This is a genomic window from Duganella alba (assembly GCF_009674495.1).
GTDB lineage: Bacteria > Pseudomonadota > Gammaproteobacteria > Burkholderiales > Burkholderiaceae_D > Rugamonas > Rugamonas alba.
On the sequence record NZ_WKJN01000101.1, the window covers coordinates 1 to 376 of the forward strand.

Genomic DNA, 376 nt, shown 5'->3' on the forward strand with positions numbered 1-376 from the left:
CACCAGCACCGCGTCCAGCAGTTGCGCCGGGCTGACCGGCTTGACCAGCACCGCCGCGATGCCGGCCTGGCCGGACGCCTGCGCCGCCGGTTCGCGCGCGAACTCGGTCATCATCAGCACCACCGGCAGTTGCGCGTGGTGCGGCGCGGCGTGGATGTGGCGCGCGAGCTCGCCGCCGTTGACGCCGGGCAGGGCCCAGTCCAGCAGCACCAGGTCGGCCGCGTGCGCCGCCAGCCAGTCGAGCGCCGCGGCGCCGCTGGCCAGCGTGTGCACGCTGAAGCCTTCGCTGCCGAGCTGGCGCTCCAGCATGTCGCGCAGCAGGCTGCTGCCGTCCACCACCAGGATGCGCTTGCCGGCGGCGCCGGCCGGCAGCGGC

Annotated in this window: 1 protein-coding gene; it reads right to left on the reverse strand. The window is 75.8% G+C overall.

Features of this window, described 5'->3' with window-relative positions; all coding sequences use genetic code 11:
- Positions 1-376: response regulator (locus tag GJ695_RS29445; protein WP_154370611.1), on the reverse strand; the 376-nt coding region annotated here is incomplete at both ends.